Raw genomic sequence first — 17,146 nt, 5'->3', positions numbered from 1 at the left:
GGAGGAAACCATGAAGAGACTGTTAACCTATGTTCTATTACTGGCTTTTGTCGTTGCTGTGGCAGGTTGTGGCAGCTCGGCTCCCACTGCGAATCAGCCGCAACCGGCGAAGGACTTTTCTATTAAAATTGGTGGTTCCAGCACGCTGGCACCGGTAGTTGCCAAAGCTGCCGACGATTTTACGGAAAAATATAAAACCTGGAAAAAGGTAAAGGATGCGTTTGCCGATGATCCTATCGCGATTTTTGTGGCAACCGGCGGTTCGGGCTTTGGGGTAAAAGCCGCGACCAATGGAACGGTGGATATCGGTTTGGTATCGCGGGTAGTAAAAGAGGAAGAGAAGCAAAAGCTGCCCAACCATAAGCTGCACACGGTGGGTTATGATGCTTTGACCATCGCTGTACATCCGCAAAACCCGGTAGTCAAAGTCAAGCCCAATCTGACAAAAGACGAAGTCAAACGGATTTTTGCCGGCGAGATAAAAACCTGGAAGCAGCTTGATGCCAGCTTGCCTGACCGTACCATTGTTGTGGCCATCCGTGACCTGGGCGGCGGCGCCAGCCAGGCGTTTGACGAAGCCGTCATGAAAGGCACGCCGATTGCCAAAGAAGCCATCCAGATGCCTTCAATGGGTGCCCTGGCCGGCAAGGTTCAGGATAATATCGATGCGGTAGGCTATGTTTCCACAGGGCTTGTTGACCAGAATAAAGGAAAAATTGCCGTATTGTCGGTCGATGGCTTTGAACCTACCAATGAAAATATCGTGAGTGGCAAATACAGCATCTCGCGCCCGTTGATTCTTATTACCAAGGCGCAGGCTGATGAGCGCGAACAGCAATTCATTAACTATCTTCTGTCCGACACTGGCCTGAAGCTCCTGGAAGAAATGGGCTTTGTACCTGTCAAAGCCAAGTAAATACATACGATAATAAGAGTCCACTGCTAAACAGATAGTTAGCGGGGGGAGATTGCCACACTGTGCAGGTGAGCCATCTTCCCCCGTTTTCCGTAGCTGTCAGGTGCGCCTGACGGCGCATGCGGCAGTGCAAGGCTTATTGCCAAACCGCGTAGGTACAATGTCCGGGCCTGTGAAGCCGGTACGCGGGGTGAACCCGGAAGAGAGTTTGTTTACGGAGAGAGTTATGCTAAGTGATAGAAAAGATATAATGCTAAAATGGTGCGGCCTGCTATGTGCCGCAGGTTCGGTGCTGGTTTTGCTGTCGGTCTATATGTTCATTGCCGGTGAAAGTCTGCCCCTGTGGCGGGAACTGGGCATGTCCCTGCTGTTTGGCGGCGAGTGGCAGCCGCTGGATAATCCGCCCCGGTTCGGCCTGCTTATTATGCTTGTCAGTACGCTGTGGTCGGCGTTGGGAGCCATGGTTATCGCTGCGCCGCTGGGTATTTGCTGCGGCATATTTCTTGCCGAATATGCCCCGGGCTGGCTGTCGGCCGTTATTCGTACCGTGCTGTATATTCTTACCGGCATCCCTTCGGTGGTCTATGGGTTTCTGGGAGCCAGCGTAATTGTGCCCTGGTATGAGCGGGTCTTTGGCGTGCCGAGTGGGGAGTCGTTATTTTGTGCTTCACTGGTACTGGCGGTTATGGTGGTTCCCTACATTGTGTCAGGTACCTATGCCGCCTTCCGGTCCATTCCGGCCGCCTACCGGGAGGCCGGGTATGTGCTGGGTGTCTCGCAGCTGTATATAACGGCGAAGGTCCTGGCGCCGCTGGCCGGACGCAATATGGTCAGTGCCGTTACGCTGGCGTTTGGCCGGGCGGCAGGGGAAACGATGGCCGTGCTGATGCTTGCAGGCAATACGCTTATTTTGCCGCTTTCCTGGTTTAGCAAAGGGGAACCGCTCTCGGCCCTCATTGCGCTGGAAATTGGGACTGCCACCGTTGGCAGTCCGCAATACCAGGCTTTATTTGCCGCCGGGGTTGTCTTGCTGTTCTTTGTTTCCTCCATCAATTTCAGTATGTATTATTTCAACAGCAGGGGGCGGAACTGATGGGACGAATTTGTTTATGGGGCTCCGGACTGGCCGTTATTGCCGTGTTGCTGGCCATCATGGGCCTCTTGCTGGCACGCGGCGGTGAGGCCTTGTCCTGGGAGTTCCTGACTGCCGCTCCCAAGGGACTGATTTTGGGAACCGAAGGCGGCATCTACCCGGCGATCCTCGGGACAGTCAGCCTTGTCGCTGTTGCCAGCCTGGCGGCCGCCATACCGGCGCTGTTAACCGCCATTTATCTGGTTGAGTATGGCAAGGCCTCGGTGGTGGCTCATGGCATTAATTTTATTATCCAGGCCATGATCGGCATTCCGTCAATTTTAACAGGCTTATTTGGTTATGCCTTTTTCGTCGTTACGCTGGGTTTCGGGATTTCCCTGCTGTCAGGCGGACTTACGCTGGCTATTATGATTCTGCCGACATTGGTTGTGCTGATGCGGGATGCCTTGCAGGCGGTAAATGATGAGTACCGCCTGGTGGGAGCTTCACTGGGAGTCTCGCGCCGGTACTTATTGCAGCGGGTCATCCTGCCTATCGCCAGTCCGCATTTGCTGAGTGCGGTTTTACTGGCCATGGGCTATGCTGCCGGGGCTACCGCCCCCATCATGGTTACTGCCGCGGTGGTGATGTCCCGGGGCTCTATTGACCTGTTCAGTCCGGTGATGGCGCTGCCTTTTCATCTATACATCTTATTCAGTCAGCATATTTCGCTGGAACGGGCTTATGGAACCGCCCTGGTTCTGGTATTGCTTTTACTGGCATTAAACCTGCTGAGCTTCTATTTGCGCAGCCGGTACGGAAAGCGAGTGACCTCACATGATTAACATCCGGGAATTTAGCGCCTTTTATGCCGATAAACAAGTCCTGCATACCGTCACGGCTGCTTTTAGCCGCACAGCTATTACCGCTATTATCGGACCGTCAGGCTGCGGCAAGACCACGCTGTTAAAGTCCATCAACAGGACGGCTGAACTGGTGCCGGGGTTCCGGGCCAGCGGCAGCATCGTGCTGGACAACCAGGATGTATACAGTGTCGGCGAGCCGGCAGCCGTCCGGCGGCAGGCCGGTATGGTCCTGCAAAAGCCGGTGGCACTGCCGCTGAGCATCAGGGAAAATATCCTGTTTGGTCCGAAATATTATGGCGTAAGCAATAAGGCCGAGCTGGAGCAGGTGGTTACCGCCACACTTACCCAGGTAGGCTTATGGAATGAGGTCAAGGATAAACTTAATTCGCCTGCCAGGGAATTGTCAGGCGGGCAATTGCAGCGCTTATCCATCGGCCGGAGTTTGGCGGTACATCCCAAAGTCCTTCTGCTTGATGAACCCTGTTCCAGCCTGGATATTAAATCCACCCGGCTGATTGAGGAATTGCTGCTGGCACTGAGTGCCCGGTTAACCATTGTCATTGTTACGCATAATCTGGCCCAGGCCAGGCGGGTGGCAGGGCAGACAGTTTTTATGTCAGAGGGGCGAATCATTGAAGCCGGTGCCACCGCGCAGCTGCTAGAGCAGCCGCAGGACCCGCTGACCCAGGAGTTTTTGGCATTTTAAGAAACGAGGAGTGAAGGTTGATGATCCATGTTAACCTGCCGGATGGTCGGGAGTATAGATTCACCCATGCCGTTTTTGACTATAATGGCACCTTGGCGGAAGATGGTGTTGTTGCAGCGGAAATAAAAGAATTGCTTAAACAGGTTGGGGCAATAGTCCAGGTAACAGTACTGACGGCAGATACCTTTGGCCTGGTGCGGGCGCAGTTAGGCGATGTGGAGGGGATACACCTTCACATTATTGACAAAGGCCGGGAGGCTGAGCAAAAACGCGATTTTATCAGAAGGTGCGGTCCGGACAATACCGTTTGTTTCGGCAATGGCGCCAACGATCTGGCGATGTTTGCCGAAGCCGCCCTGGCTGTTGGGGTTATCGGGCCTGAAGGGATTTACCGGCCAACCCTGGAGCAAGCTGATGTTGTGGTAACCCAGCCTAAGGCTGCCCTGCAGCTGCTGCTAAAAACCGGGAGACTTGTGGCTACTTTGCGCACATAAAACAGAAAGACCTAAAACTGCAGCAGCGCGTTTTAGGTCTTTCTGTTTATTTACTTAGTCGCCGTCAAACATTTTGTCTAACATATGAGTGGCTTGCTCGAGGGGAATGTCTTTTACCAGCACGACCTCGCTAATAAGAATCTGCCGGGCGTTGTCAAGCATGTTCTTGTCAGCCATTCCCAGTTTGCGCTTGTTTCTGATGCGCAGGAGATCCCGTATTACCTCAATTTCCTCGTAGATGTCGCCGGTTTTGATTTTGGACATATTCAGCCGTTGTCTTTGCGTATCATTCATTGGCGGAGCAGTCTCGCAGTCGTCATGGATTGTGCTCAGCACAGCATCCAATTGGGCTGAATCTACGATTGGCCGCATCCCCAGTTTCTCTGTCTTATCCAAGGGGAGCATTACCTGCATGTTTCTATGAGGTATATTCACAACATAATAAAGTTGTGTTTGCCCGAAAATCTCTTTCTCTTCAATTTTCTCAATGATACCTCCGCCATGCATCGGATAAAAAATCTTATCACCAATCTGAAACATGAAGTCACCCCCTAGTAACTGTACGATTAAGTATAACACAACTACGGGAAAATATCAAATAAATCAATTATTATATCACCGGGTTCTAAACCAGTCAATAGATTGTTGCAGAAATGACGGTTATACGCAAGATTGTTAATACCTGCTGCAACTGGTCATAATATTAGTATTGTAATATTGTAACCAAAGTAATAGTATAAAAGTTGAAAGGAAGTGAATTTATTCCAGTACGATCAAGCCATGGAGGCGGGCAGCCGGCCTTAACCGGATTACGCCGTCTGTGGCAACGGGAACTTTGAGCGGATAATTAGAAAAAATTGGAGGGAAATGGTATGCAAAAACCCGGGATATCACGTACGGTAATTAAGCCTGAGCATGGCCGAAGCTCCCAGCGGCCAAACCAGGGCGGCATTCTGGCTAATAAGCATCTGGCGGCAATGGCGAGAGCGGAAGACCTGTTACATACTTCCGAGGCCCCTGACCGTACTGTCGCCGATGACTGGAACTGCGGCAAGCTGACACGTTTCATCAGGTATATAAGAAACGGAATCATTGGCCGGTAAAAATTTTTTGATAAGCCTGAACCATGGTGAAAGTGCACCGGTTCAGGCTTTGTTCGTGTTTTTTTGCTGTAATGCAGTAAGCAGGTGGGCTTGCTCTTTATGGAGAAACTATTCATATTGAGCAATTTGTGCCGGACGCTGGCAGTTTCGCGTTTGTGGCACAATGAGTGGGGGAGGTATTATGGAGCATCGGACGAGGGTTGCAGCAGCAATCAAGGGATTACCGGTTGACCGGACGCCGTGCGCCGAGCTGGTTATTGGCGATGAGCTGGTACAGGCTATGCACGGTCAGGAGGTGGTGACATTTGACCATCGCCTGGATTTTGTGCAGACAATGGGTTTGGATGCCATATGCCTGCACCCTTGCTTTGCTTTACCGGCGAAACAAGTTCCCGGTGCCCGGGCCGCGGTTTTTAACGACTTGGGAAAATGGGTGGATTCCGGTCTGTTTACCTTTGCGGTACTGGACGGGCCGGTGGGTTGGGGCTGCAGGCTGCTGGGGTTTGAGGAGCTCATCGTCAAGCTGTTTAAGGGTCATGGTGATTTTCAGGATATCATGGCCGCTGTCGAACACCTGAACCTGGCCACAATTGAGCGGCTGGCCGGTAACGGGATAAACGGCATCCTGCTTGCCGATGACATTGCTTATACCCGGGGGCCTATTGTCCGGCCGGATGTTTTGCGCAAAACGGTATTTCCTTCGCTGATTCGTCAGCTCGAATATGCCAAGCAGCTGGGATTGCCGGTGTTCTTTCATTCTGACGGCAACCTGATGGCCCTGCTTGACGACATTGCGGCTGCCGGCTTTGATGGCCTGCAATGCATAGAAGCCCTGGCAGGAATGGATATCGGGGCGGTAAAAGCGCAGTATGGGAATACCTTATGTCTGTGGGGCAACCTGGACCCGGCACAGTTGCTGGAAGACTGTGACCCGGCTGAGCTGGCGCGCAGTGTACAGCAAATTATTCAGGCTGCCGGCCGCGGGTTGATTTTTGGCACCAGCAGCGGTTTATTTGCAGGAATGCGCTTAGATACAATCAGGACGGTATATAAAACAGCCCAAAATATTGTGGTATAACCTTCCAAGGAACATAATGAAACGGTCTGAACCCTTAAACTGGAAAGGGGTTCAGACCGCTTTTTTTGGTGTTTATTTCACCGCCGCTGCTTTGGCTTTAATCAGCTCGCGGCCGGCAATATGCCTGTTTATTCCCAGCTCTGCCGGCGACAGGCCAAGGGCCAGCCCTACCAGCTGGGCCAGGTGGAGTACCGGAATTTGCTGGTGGCACTGTACGGCTGCCTGGCCTTCCGGCTGGTTCATGTCCAGGGACATCTGACAGAGAGGGCAAGGGGTTACCAGGCAGTCGGCACCGGCTGTTATCGCCGCTTGGTTGGTTTGGCCGGTGATGCGAATCAGATCGGCCTCAGCAGTATAGGTGGCATGGAAACCGCAGCAGCTGAGCCTTGCCGGAAAATCAACAGGTTCAGCGCCCAGCGCCAAAATCAGCTTTTCCAGCGACTGCGGCCGGGCATGGTCCTCAAAATCCATCAACGCCGGCGGGCGCAGGATATGACAACCGTAGTAAGCCGCTGCCTTCAAGCCGCGCAAGGGCTTTTTGACCAATGACTGCAGCCTGTCAAGACCAAAGTCGCTTACCAGCACCCACAGCAGATGGGTGATCTGGCTGGTTCCCCGGTACTGCAGGCCGGTGGGGGCAAGCAGCGGGTTGACTTGCTCTTTGAGGCCGGTATCCAGAGCGGCTTTGGCGTCGCGCAGCATTAACGTACAGGTATTGCACACCGTAAGCAATGGCAGGTCCAGTTGTTCGGCCAGCGCAATGTTGCGGGCATTGATGGCTGTGGCCGCCAACCCGTCGACATCCTGGACATGGGAAGCGCCGCAGCAGGTCCAGCCGGGAATTTCCACAAGCTCAAGGCCAATCGCTTTAGCAACAGCCATTGTGGCGGTGTAGTTTTCCTTCGCCGCTCCTTCCAGCACACAGCCGGGGAAAAATGCGTATTTCATTAGCGTTCACTCTCCCTTACTGCTTTAAGGATGGCGGCAATTTGCTCATGGCCTTTGACTTTGCCGGAGCAGTGCAGGGGATTAAGCTTGCCGCGGCGGACAAGGCGAAGCGCAAAGGGAAATTTGGTCATAGCGCCCAGGAGTCCCATACTTCTTACCGATAGCTTGGTTTCATTCAGACGGCCTGTGGCTTCCACATCCTGAAGGAAGGCCAGGGCATGACGGGCGCCGGGATTATCGGTATAGCCCATTTTTATCGACAACTGACGCAGACGGGAAATATCCATGTTAGGCATCAGGCCCTTGGGGCACTTGGTGGCACATTCCACACAGTGCATGCATTTCCATAAGCCTTTATCCACAATGGCTTTGATGCGCTCTTTGGCCGACTTGTCACGGGTGTCGGCAATAAACTTCCAGACCTTGGAGTAGGTAAAGGGATCAAGAAAATCGTCGGCATTGGCGCTGAGCTTAGAACATTCCGAGGCGCAGGCGCCGCACAGGATACAGTTAATCTGGCCGGTAATCTTTTTGAAGTCGGCGGCAGCCTGACGGCAGCCCTCTCTGGCGGTAAATTCGTCTTTGGGAGCCAGCCAGGTCTTAGCTTCTGCCAAACGTCGGGCTTTAGGCTCCCAGTCCACAACCAGGTCACGGATGACCTTGAAGTTTTGGATAGGCTCGATGGTAAGCACATCGCCAAAACGGTCTAAGATGCCGTCAAGCGGTGTTTCGCAGGCCAGAAACGCTTGACCGTTAATGCGCACGGCACAGGCGCCGCAGACAGCCGAGCGGCAGGCGGCGGTAAAGGCCAGTGTGGGGTCAAGGGTTTCTTTGATGGCAATCAGGCCCCAGAGAATGGTCTTGCCTGCCTGATGCGGGAAACTGTATTCCTGCTCGAAGCTTTTGACGCCGTCAAAGCGCTGAATTCTATAGGTTATCTGGCGCATCAGTATTTCCTTTCTGCCGGCGGATAGTTGGTGATGACAACCGGCCGATAAGCTATATTGTAGGCTTGCCCTTCCTTGGACACCAGGGTGTGTTTGAGGAAATTGGCATCATCTCGGTTGGGGAAATCGGCCCGGCAATGGCTGCCGCGGCTTTCTTTGCGGTTTAGGGCGCCGAGCACAACGGTTTTAGCCACTGTCAGCATGCTGCCCAGTTCGATGTAGTTGACAAAGGCGGTGTTATAGAGCTTATTTTTATCAGGCACCATGACGGTTTGATATTCCTGCAGCAGACTGTCAACCACCGTCAGGGCGGCTTCCATTTCGGCAGCCGTGCGGAATACGCCGACATTGTTCCACATGATTTCGGCCAGGCGGTCACGGACGCTGTTCACCGTGACGCCTGTGCTTCTGTTGGTAACGGTTTCGAACCTGGCTTCCCAGGCTGTGGCCGCCTGGAGGGCCGCTTCGGTGTTTACCGCCTGACGCCGGGCAGCGCAATTGGCGGCCCCTTGTCCGGCAAATTTGCCGAAGGCTACAATGTCGGCCAGTGAATTACCGCCAAGACGGTTGGCGCCATGGATGGAGATGCAGGCCGCTTCGCCGGCGGCGAACACACCCTCCACGGCGGTAGCGCAGGTACGGTAGTCAATGACATCAATGCCGCCCATGGAATAGTGGCAGCTGGGCCGGATGGGGATTGGCTGATGAATGGGGTCAACCTGCTCAAAGGTGATGGCCAGCTCCCGGATTTGTGGCAGGCGTTCCATAATTTTTTCCTGGCCCAGATGCCGGAGATCTAACTCTACATAGGCTTGTAAGCCTTCACCAAAGCCGCGGCCTTCTTTAATCTCGGTCTCAATTGCCTGGGAAACAAGGTCACGGGTGGCCAGCTCCATTTTTTCCGGCGCATAGCGGGACATGAAACGCTCGTCTTGGTTATTGAGGAGATAACCGCCCTCGCCCCGGGAGGCTTCGGACATCAGAATGCCGGTTCCTGCCAGGCCGGTAGGGTGGAATTGGACAAATTCGGGGTCTTTTACCGGAATCCCGGCTTCCAAACAGGCGGCAATCCCGTCGCCTGTCGAGGTAAAGGGGTTGGTGGTCCTGAGCCAGTACATGCGTCCGGCCCCGCCTGTGGCCACAACAATGGCTTTAGCGGCAACCGGGACGATGCGGCCGCCTTTCATATCATAGGCGACAACGCCGCACAGCTTGCCCTTGTCGGTAACAATTTGGAGGAGGTACCATTCGGCCAGAACGGTTACCCCATGCTTCAGGCATTGCTCATAGAGCGCGTGCAAAATAACATGGCCGGTTACGTCGGCGGAAAAACAGGTGCGGGGGGATGAGGCGCCGCCGAAGTTGCGCTGGGCAATCCGTCCCTCGCTGTCACGGGAAAACGGTACACCCAGGTAGTCCAGTTCCCGGATGGCGTCAGGCAGGCTGGCAATAAAGTATTCGATGGCATCCTGATCGCCTAAATAGTCGCTGCCTTTCACGGTATCAAAAATGTGTTTTTCTATGGAATCATTGGGGTCGGCATTTTTGAGCGAGCCGTTGATGCCGCCCTGGGCACAGCCGGTGGCTGAACGGGTGGGAAACATCTTGGTCATCAGGCCGACGGAGAGGCCCTGCTGACGCACGGCTTCCAGGGCGGCGCGCATCCCGGCGCCGCCGCTGCCGATGACGAGTACGTCAAAAGTAAGCATGGTTCACCTCAGTAATTTATATTAAATTTAGACAGCACCTGGCTGACAGTTTTTTTGTTTTGACCAGATTGGATATTTTTCAACACAGAACTTCTCCACTCCTGCAATATTACCGGTAAGACGCAATATTTTAAGAGCTGGAAAACAATTTATTTTTGCCTAGTTTACCCTGATTGCCGCGCAAACTTTCCGGCTTTGGGGTATGGCAGCCGGGAAAGAGTATACCTTTGGTTAGTGTCTTATTCTGCCCGTTTGCATATATATGTTATAAGGACGCGAAAGGAGGGTAACAATGACACATATAGAACCATGGGATCGCCCCAACTACTGCACTGCAGGGTATGGCCCGAAATCTATTGTGGTTCAGCAGGTATTGGGAGAAAGAGATGTCCAAAAATCAATTGATGTTCATGTGGTGGTGCCCCGCCACAAACCTGCCATTGAACAGATTGTTGATGTTTTTGTAAAAAAATTGTGTATTACCAGCGTTGATATTATACCTAACAAAGTGGTTGTCAGAGGCCAGTTTGAGGTCAAGGCTCTGTATGTCGCCTGCAAGCCGCGCCAGCCGGTGCATGCGGTAGAAGTCTGGCCTGTTCGTTTTACCGCTCATGCCGATATCAGAGGGGCCAGGCGGGGGATGGATGCAGAGGCCAATGTTATGGTGGAGTTTGTCGATTATGCCTGCGAGGAGCATACCCGGGCCCAGTGGTATAAGAAAAAAGGGCACAAGTATGACGACTGCGATGACGACTATGACGATGATTGCGATCATCACCATCACCACCATCATCACGACTGTGACGACTACGATGATTGTGACTACGACTGTGATTGCGACGATAACTACCATCATAAGCCCAAAAAGAAGACACTGAAGAAGCATAAGTTTCCTCACAAATGCAAACCAGACTGCCACTGCGACCATGATCATCATCACCATTGCAAGCCGCATAAACCAATGCACTGCTGCACCCGCCACTTTGACGTGTCGGTGGTACTGAGAATTACCGTCAAGGTTATGGCCGACCGGGAAGTTATGCTGCAACTGCCGGGATATCCTCCGGGAGTACTGCCCCCCAAACCCAAAGGATAATAGGCAGCCTTTACGGGCCAAAAAACTCCAGCCTGCCGGTGGCAAGGCTGGAGTTTTTTTCTGCCACATAATTGGCGAAAGGTGCCTGGCAAGCAATGATTACCGTATCAGGATATCGATTTCGGCAATAATATCTTTGAACTTGCTGCCTGCAAGCTCAAAAGTGGCGGCAAACTCCTCCGGTGATGCAAATGACTGCAGGTTATCCGGAGCGGAACTTTCTGCGATAGAGAGCTTGTTATCATAATATGTGACAATATATTTTTGTTCACCATACGCAAAGACAATTTCTCCGTAATCATACATATCGGCAAAAAATTCATCAATTGTTTTGTATTTGTCAGGCGGGGTTGGCTGAACGGTATTTCTTAACTTGATAACGACCACGGCGATAAACCTCCTAAGTATGTACTGCTCTTATTATACCACAGTAAACCTGTTCCCAAAGACAAACGGATTTTTGCTGGAACTTTTCGCCATAAATGCTATACTATAAGCAACATACTGACAGAGGGAGCGTGAGCTTATGCTATTTAAACAGTTAAATCCACACGCCTGTCGTACTTATCTTCTGGTTAACGAGCAGTCTCGGCAGGCAATTCTCGTTGATCCGGTAATTGATCATTTTACCGAGTATCTTGCTTTGTTAAAGGAGGAAAACTTTACCTTAACCCATGTTATTGACACCCATATTCATGCCGACCATATTTCAGCAGGGTCAGCCCTGCGGGATGCAACCGACTGTGAGTATGTGATGCATGAGAATGCCCCGCCCCGGTGTGTCAGTATGCGGGTCAAAGACGGCGACATTCTGCGGTTTAACGGGCTGGAGATTAAGGTCATCCATACTCCAGGACACACGCAGGATTCCATTAGCCTGATGGTGGAAGACAAACTGCTGACAGGTGATTTCCTGTTCCTGGACGATGCCGGTGCAGGGCGGGACGACCTGCCGGGCGGTAATCCGGCCGACCATTGGGAGAGCCTAAACAAGCTGGACAACCTGCCTGACAGTCTTGTCGTATATCCGGCACATGAATACCGGGACCGCCAGCCGTCGACCCTGGGCAAACAGAGGGTCAGCAATCCGCATCTGCAAAAGCGGAGCAAAGAGGAGTTTATTCAGTACCTTGAAGACCTGCGCCTTGGCCCGGCAGACTGGATGAAGGATGTGCTGCAGGCCAATTACGCCTGTGCCAAGGACCCGAATGCCGCTTGGATTCCGGTCGACACTCCTGCCTGTGAAATCAAGGGAACTATGGAAAAAGGCGTAAACGAGCTGGTGGTCGACTATATCGATGTACCGGAATTAAAGCACCGGCTGCAGACAAATAAGACGGACATACTGCTGCTGGATGTGCGGGAAAAAGAGGAGCTTACCGGCCCGCTGGGGTCTATTGAAGGGATTGTCCATCTGCCGATAGGGCAGTTAACCGGAAGGCTTGGTGAACTTGAGGAGTATAAGCACAAAGATATTGCAGTGGTTTGCCGTTCGGGAGCCAGAGCTGTTACCGGTGCACAGATATTAAAAAAGGCAGGCTTTGAAAAAGCCTATGTGCTTACCGGCGGTATGCTTGCCTGGCAAAAGCATAACTCTGTATAGAAAAACGCGAGAAAAGCTCCTGTTACGGCTTTGGTTTATCCGGCTGTAACAGGGGCTTTTGTTGTATTTGAAAATATTGTAACTTTTAGCATCATAACTTGTACGGATAAAGAATAGAGGGTGAAAAAATGTATTTAGCTAAACCATATTTAGAGGACTTTGTAATAAAAAAATAATCTGGAAGGATTTGGAGATATGAGCGATGAATTTAATACAAGCAACAGCATAATGCTCAATTATTTAGCGTGACGGTTGTGGAGAGTGGGATTACTATTTAGGAGAACAAATCTACTGAAGAAGGGTGAATGCGATGTATATTGGTTTAGATTGCTTGCTGAATAGGACTAACTTCATTAGATGTATTGCTCTTATACTATTTCTTTTTTTTACGGCAATGCTTCCGGCTAACGCAGAAATTCAGACCATCACCGCTTCTGGTGAATATACTATGGCTGAGGGCGAAACCATGCCGGTCGCCAAAGAGCGGGCCTTAGCGGAGGCTATAAAGTCTGCTGCCGAACAGGCCGGCATATATATTGAAAGTTATGGAAGGACAAGCAACGTGGTTTTATCAGAAGATGAAGTCAATATTTTGTCTCGTGGTATAGTTGAAGTTTTAAACAAACAGTACGACGAACCAAGATATTTTGGTAATACCTGTTACCTGCGCGTTACCATCACTGCCATGGTAAATACTGACAATATTGAGGCGTTGCGCCAGAGATTTCAAAGCGGAGCATTGGCTATTGACTTGAAGCGGATGCAAGCTGTGTATGAAGATTGCCAGCAGGACATTAAAAAGCTTAAAGCGCAGCTTGCCCAAGCCTCAGGCAATAAAAAGAAAGATATTGTCCAAAGAATTGCCGAAAACGAAAGACGCTACAGAATTGCCGGGCTGATTGAACAGGGTTACAATTCGGCAGTACAGGAAAACTATGAGGCATCAGTACAAGCGTTTACACAGGCTATTGACCTGGACCAGAATTATGCGTTTGCTTATTTTAGCAGGGGAAATGCCTATTATGAATTGCAACAACTAGATGCAGCCCTGGCTGATCACAATAAGGCCATTGCCCTTGATCCGGCATATGACTATGCATATTATAGCCGCGGTGTTGTTTATGACAATTTAAATCGCTGCGATCTGGCGCTGGCTGATTATGATCAAGCCATCGCAATAAACCCCAATAATGTTTACGCGCGTAATAACCGCGGTATTATCTACGCCAGGGATGGACGGTACGATATGGCCCTGGCTGATTACAATAAAGCCATCGCCCTTGATCCTACTATTACAAATGTATACGATAATCGTGGCAATGCCTATTTCGCGTTGGGACAATATCAGCAGGCTCTCGCTGACTATGAGCAATCTATCAGGCTTAATCCGAGCTGTCAGGAAGCCTACCAAAGCCGTGGACAGGCTAAAAGCATTTTAGAACAATATGAGCCGGCAATAGCCGATTTTAACCAAGCTATCCTGCTTGGACTGAATACCACGCACGTATATAGAAACCGCGGTATGGCGCACCACCAATTGGCGCGATACCAGGAGGCGATCACTGATTATGACAAAGCCATTCAGCTTGACCCAAGCGATGCGATTAACTATTTCTATCGGGGGGTTAGCAAATACGGTTTGAAACAGTTTGAAGCGGCCATTGCCGATTGTGACAAAGCCATAGAACTTAACCCCGGAAAGCTAAGCGATACATACTTTTACAAAGGGTTGTCGCTGGTATATCTACAGCGGGCTCAGGAGGCTATTGACGCTCTGCGGCTTTATATTCGTTATGGTAATGAGGCTGACCGGATTGAATTTGCCAAGAGTATCATTATCCAGCTTGAGGGTATGCTGCAAGCCGGATACAAGTAAATTTGCTATATGAGGATGAGGGGCTATGAAGAGGCATAGGCAGTATTGGCGAAATCTTGCATCCGGGATAGTTGCGGCATTTTTTCTGTTTTTGTTAATGGCTGCACCATTGACGGCAGGTGCCGCAGGGCAGCGTTTCACCGCCACCGGTGAATATACTATGAGTGACGGTGAAACACCTTTAGTTGCTAAAGAGCGCGCATTGATGAAGGCCATGCATGCTGTGGCCGAACAAGCTGCCAGCTATGTTGCAGACTATTGCAAGACTAACAATCTTGTAGTAACGAAGGATGAGGTCAATATTTTATCCCGCGGCGTTATGAAAATTATAACCAAACAATATGATAAGCCGAAGGTTATCAAAGGGACCCTGTGCTTCCGAGTCACAATCACCGCTGAATATGATTCGGACGAGATACATTCTCTGCTCAATAGTATGAAGGATAAAGAAACTGCCCTGCTTATGAAAAGTTTGCAGGCAAATTACGATGAAAGCCAGCGGGAACTGGATGCCTTGAAAGAACAACTGGCGAAAGCCCAAGGTGCCGAAGTTCAAACGATCAAATTGCGTATCGCTCAGAACGAGCGGAATTTTACCGCTAACCAGTGGTTTGCGCAGGGCTGCGATTTAGTAAAACAAAAGGCTTATCCTGAGGCCAGCAGGGCATTTACCGAAGCGATTGCCTTAAACATGCTTAATCCAAACTTTTACTACTACCGTTCTTTGAGTTATTTTCTTTCACATCAGTATAAACAGTCCATTGCTGATTCAGACAAGATAATTTCCCTTTGTCCTGAGCATGCGTTAGCCTATCAGCAACGTGGCGTTACCTACCTGATTTTAGGTAAATACACTTTGGCATTAGCCGATTTCGACAAAGTCATTGAACTTGATCCCCGGAACATTTCCGCGTACTCATCCCGCGGAGACTTGTATGATGCGTTTTTAAACCAAAGGGAGAAGGCTAAGGCTGATTACGAGAAAGTAATTGCAGTTACTCCGCAAAGCGAAAAAGAATATATTCTGCATGGTAATGCCTATCAAGCACTGCAGCAATATGAAAATGCCATTCGCGACTACGATCAAGCCCTTGAAATTAATCCGCGGAATGTGAGGGCATACTGCATCCGCGGTAATGCATACATCGCGTTAAAGCAATACAACAATGCTTTTTCTGACTATGACAAAGCTCTTGCTATTGATCCTAGATGTATAAGTGCTTATAATGCGCGCGGCCACGCTTATATCGAATTAGAACAATATGAACAGGCTATTGCTGAATTTGATCATGTAATTGATATTGATCCGCAAAATGCAGCGGCATATTTTTGTAAAGGCTTTGCTTTCTACTACCTTAAGCGCAATCAGGATGCCATTGACGCGTTCCACAGGTGTATTGACTACAGTCATGACCAGTACTGGATTGACAAATGCAAGGGCTATATCCGACATCTTGGTGGTACTCCATAACTGTCTTAGCGTGACAGTTTTTCATATGTGGCAATTTATTTTAGAAAAAATACGGTGAATTATACTAATGGAAAAAATTACAAAAACCCCGGTTTGTGCCGGGGCTTTCATTTACAACTTAATCCAACGGGAAATGAATCAGCAATTGGGATTCAATTTGTTTATTTAATTCTCTATAAGTACCCTTCCAAGATGCCGCTGATGATTTATAAAATAGTTTTCCGTTATAGAGATACTTATTATTGCTTACGTCAATAATTTTTAATTGCAAGGATGCTGTTGTCTCAGAATAAAGAAGGAATGAATAGGACTGATGTGGCAATATGTCGATAATCACGATAAAATCAGGCGGATTATCATTGAAAGATGCAATAATATCTCCGCGTTCAGCAGTGGATAAGTCCTGTATACCGTTGGCATTCATTGTTTCAATATGTTCGTCATTTAGAAATATATTATAATGGGAAGAAAACCTTTCAATAGTTGAACCCATTATAAATTTTTTTGCTTTGGCTTTCCCAGGTGCTTTTGAATTAGCTGTGTTATCAGCATACAAAACAGCAATAGTAGGTTTTAAGAGGGAGTTATTTTCCTGGTCGATAGTATCACTTTTTGCTTCGGTATTGGCAAAAGCTACTGAGGTAAACACAAAAATAGTCAAAAAACACATGAAAATTAATTTGAGGTACTTTGGCATGTTACACACTCCTTTGACTTTTTACTATAATTATAACATACAATATATTCCATGAAAGTAAATTATATGCTGAAAAATAATTTAAAATCCTGTCGGCGCAAGGAGATAAACCAAACATGGGAACGATGGTTTTCCATATATAAATATAACAATTTGTTAAAATAATAGAGCAACAATGGCAAATTTTTACATATTGTGATAAAATATAATAAACTTCATATATACTGCTGCAGGTGCCCTACGGGGCTTAATAGGGAAGACCGGTGTAAAACCGGCGCGGTCCCGCCACTGTAACGGGGAGCAAACCCAAGATTATACCACTGGAATATATATTCTGGGAAGGTTTGGGTGAGTAAGGATCCGGAGCCAGGAGAACTGCCTGTTTGACAATCACCGCTTTAACCTACGAGCGATAGGGAGGGGATTATTAAGTGTTTATATTTCTTTCCCGGCTATTATAATAGCCGGGATTTTTTATTCCATAGATCATGTTATTTTTAATGGTGCTCCATTAGCGGAAGGCATAGCATTATGAGGATGGCCTGGCAAGTAGTATGAGAGCAG

General features: G+C 49.6%; 17 protein-coding genes and 1 riboswitch. Of the genes, 11 read left to right on the top strand and 6 right to left on the bottom strand.

Annotation, left to right across the window (positions count from 1 at the left end; genetic code table 11):
* The first annotated feature begins 10 nt into the window (after positions 1–10).
* The 5 genes from SPSPH_RS18440 to SPSPH_RS18420 all read left to right on the top strand — a co-directional run bounded on the left by SPSPH_RS18440 (position 11) and on the right by SPSPH_RS18420 (position 4,054).
* Complete coding sequence (locus SPSPH_RS18440) at positions 11–916, top strand: phosphate ABC transporter substrate-binding protein (protein WP_075757908.1); 906 nt, start codon at positions 11–13, stop codon at positions 914–916.
* A 226-nt stretch (positions 917–1,142) separates the two neighbouring features.
* A complete protein-coding gene (gene pstC, locus SPSPH_RS18435) occupies positions 1,143–2,009 on the top strand; it encodes a phosphate ABC transporter permease subunit PstC (protein ID WP_075758020.1) in 867 nt (288 codons plus the stop codon).
* Positions 2,009–2,833, top strand: a complete 825-nt coding sequence (gene pstA, locus SPSPH_RS18430) for a phosphate ABC transporter permease PstA (protein WP_075757907.1) — start codon at positions 2,009–2,011, stop codon at positions 2,831–2,833. Before pstC ends, pstA begins: the two co-directional genes overlap by 1 nt.
* On the top strand, positions 2,826–3,560 hold the full coding sequence (locus SPSPH_RS18425; protein WP_075757906.1) for a phosphate ABC transporter ATP-binding protein: 735 nt from the start codon (positions 2,826–2,828) through the stop codon (positions 3,558–3,560). The genes pstA and SPSPH_RS18425 overlap by 8 nt, the downstream gene beginning before the upstream one ends.
* Before the next feature lie 20 nt (positions 3,561–3,580).
* The gene (locus SPSPH_RS18420; RefSeq protein ID WP_075757905.1) at positions 3,581–4,054 is read left to right on the top strand and encodes an HAD family hydrolase; all 474 of its coding nucleotides are present in this window, start codon (positions 3,581–3,583) and stop codon (positions 4,052–4,054) included.
* Between the two features lie 54 nt (positions 4,055–4,108).
* On the opposite strand, the gene SPSPH_RS18415 is transcribed toward SPSPH_RS18420, so the two are convergent.
* Positions 4,109–4,594, bottom strand: coding sequence for a CarD family transcriptional regulator (locus SPSPH_RS18415; RefSeq protein WP_075757904.1), 486 nt, complete (start codon positions 4,592–4,594; stop codon positions 4,109–4,111).
* Positions 4,595–4,926: 332 nt separating this feature from the next.
* Between SPSPH_RS18415 and SPSPH_RS18410 the strand changes: the two genes are divergently transcribed.
* Positions 4,927–5,157, top strand: a complete 231-nt coding sequence (locus SPSPH_RS18410) for a hypothetical protein (RefSeq protein WP_075757903.1) — start codon at positions 4,927–4,929, stop codon at positions 5,155–5,157.
* Positions 5,158–5,338: 181 nt separating this feature from the next.
* On the top strand, positions 5,339–6,235 hold the full coding sequence (locus tag SPSPH_RS18405) for a uroporphyrinogen decarboxylase family protein (protein ID WP_075757902.1): 897 nt from the start codon (positions 5,339–5,341) through the stop codon (positions 6,233–6,235).
* Between the two features lie 72 nt (positions 6,236–6,307).
* Here SPSPH_RS18405 and SPSPH_RS18400 read toward each other — a convergent pair whose 3' ends face one another.
* From SPSPH_RS18400 to SPSPH_RS18390, 3 genes are read right to left on the bottom strand one after another with little or no spacing between them, the layout of a single operon-like run.
* On the bottom strand, positions 6,308–7,183 hold the full coding sequence (locus SPSPH_RS18400; protein ID WP_075757901.1) for a CoB--CoM heterodisulfide reductase iron-sulfur subunit B family protein: 876 nt from the start codon (positions 7,181–7,183) through the stop codon (positions 6,308–6,310).
* Positions 7,183–8,130, bottom strand: a complete 948-nt coding sequence (locus SPSPH_RS18395; RefSeq protein WP_075757900.1) for a succinate dehydrogenase/fumarate reductase iron-sulfur subunit — start codon at positions 8,128–8,130, stop codon at positions 7,183–7,185. Before SPSPH_RS18395 ends, SPSPH_RS18400 begins: the two co-directional genes overlap by 1 nt.
* A complete protein-coding gene (locus SPSPH_RS18390) occupies positions 8,130–9,839 on the bottom strand; it encodes an FAD-binding protein (protein ID WP_075757899.1) in 1,710 nt (569 codons plus the stop codon). The genes SPSPH_RS18395 and SPSPH_RS18390 overlap by 1 nt, the downstream gene beginning before the upstream one ends.
* 292 nt (positions 9,840–10,131) lie before the next feature.
* Between SPSPH_RS18390 and SPSPH_RS18385 the strand changes: the two genes are divergently transcribed.
* Positions 10,132–10,935 carry a DUF3794 domain-containing protein gene (locus tag SPSPH_RS18385; protein ID WP_075757898.1) on the top strand — a complete coding sequence of 268 codons (804 nt, stop codon included), beginning with the start codon at positions 10,132–10,134 and terminating at the stop codon, positions 10,933–10,935.
* A 99-nt stretch (positions 10,936–11,034) separates the two neighbouring features.
* On the opposite strand, the gene SPSPH_RS18380 is transcribed toward SPSPH_RS18385, so the two are convergent.
* Entirely contained in the window at positions 11,035–11,322 is a 288-nt protein-coding gene (locus SPSPH_RS18380; protein ID WP_075757897.1) for a hypothetical protein, read from the bottom strand.
* A 139-nt stretch (positions 11,323–11,461) separates the two neighbouring features.
* Between SPSPH_RS18380 and SPSPH_RS18375 the strand changes: the two genes are divergently transcribed.
* From SPSPH_RS18375 to SPSPH_RS18365, 3 genes are all read left to right on the top strand, one after another.
* Positions 11,462–12,538: an MBL fold metallo-hydrolase gene (locus SPSPH_RS18375; RefSeq protein WP_075757896.1), complete on the top strand. Its 1,077-nt coding sequence runs from the start codon at positions 11,462–11,464 to the stop codon at positions 12,536–12,538.
* Positions 12,539–12,986: 448 nt separating this feature from the next.
* Positions 12,987–14,414: a tetratricopeptide repeat protein gene (locus SPSPH_RS18370; RefSeq protein ID WP_158027116.1), complete on the top strand. Its 1,428-nt coding sequence runs from the start codon at positions 12,987–12,989 to the stop codon at positions 14,412–14,414.
* A 25-nt stretch (positions 14,415–14,439) separates the two neighbouring features.
* Positions 14,440–15,885, top strand: coding sequence for a tetratricopeptide repeat protein (locus SPSPH_RS18365; RefSeq protein ID WP_075757894.1), 1,446 nt, complete (start codon positions 14,440–14,442; stop codon positions 15,883–15,885).
* A gap of 118 nt (positions 15,886–16,003) precedes the next feature.
* On the opposite strand, the gene SPSPH_RS18360 is transcribed toward SPSPH_RS18365, so the two are convergent.
* Entirely contained in the window at positions 16,004–16,582 is a 579-nt protein-coding gene (locus SPSPH_RS18360) for a hypothetical protein (RefSeq protein WP_075757893.1), read from the bottom strand.
* Between the two features lie 214 nt (positions 16,583–16,796).
* Positions 16,797–16,979: riboswitch (cobalamin riboswitch) on the top strand.
* Positions 16,980–17,146 lie beyond the last annotated feature (167 nt).

The organism is Sporomusa sphaeroides DSM 2875 (genome assembly GCF_001941975.2).
GTDB classification, from domain to species: domain Bacteria; phylum Bacillota; class Negativicutes; order Sporomusales; family Sporomusaceae; genus Sporomusa; species Sporomusa sphaeroides.
The sequence above is the reverse complement of the archived record's forward strand: the minus strand, read 5'-3'. Positions and strand labels throughout refer to the sequence as shown.